This is a genomic window from Moraxella sp. VT-16-12 (genome assembly GCF_002224245.2).
Lineage (GTDB): Bacteria > Pseudomonadota > Gammaproteobacteria > Pseudomonadales > Moraxellaceae > Moraxella.
Map to the genome: position 1 here is coordinate 1 of NZ_NKHK02000035.1, position 490 is coordinate 490.

Sequence of the window (490 nt, forward strand, 5' to 3'; positions counted from 1 at the left end):
TATTATTATAAGATTTCAGTATACGGAAAGTAAGGTTCGCTCATATTTGGTTAACATTGAGAAAAAACCTAAAAAAATTGAATTAAAAAAAAGGATTGGGAATTTACCAGGATATAGGAATTATTTAATAGAATATAAAGAAAAAGATACTACGAAGTACTACTATTATGACTATAAAGCAAAGCAAGTGAAGGGAGAAGAGCAAATAATAAATGGTTATTCTAAAGATTTAAAGACTAAATCTCAATAGATTTAGTCTTTATTTTGTAACTACCATTTATTATCTACGAATTTAAAACCATTGTGCTTAACATCTTGCTTATTAACAAATGCATATGGGGCTACAATACTTGGTGGTAACCAAACTCCATGCTCGGGGATCATATATTGTTTTCCAGCTTTGTAATAGGAATACCATACTATTTCGCTGCAATAGGTTTTTTTGATATTTTTAGGATTTGGTGTAACCTTATATGGTATTTTTTTGCCT

General features: G+C 28.8%; 1 protein-coding gene and 1 pseudogene. One reads left to right on the forward strand and one right to left on the reverse strand.

What is annotated here, in order from left to right; genetic code table 11:
- Positions 1–250 (forward strand): hypothetical protein (locus tag CEW93_RS10930; protein ID WP_146416672.1); only part of this gene is annotated, 250 nt, incomplete at its 5' end.
- A 20-nt stretch (positions 251–270) separates the two neighbouring features.
- On the opposite strand, the pseudogene CEW93_RS10935 reads toward CEW93_RS10930, so the two are convergent.
- Positions 271–490: pseudogene (locus tag CEW93_RS10935) on the reverse strand (hypothetical protein); the annotation flags it as partial.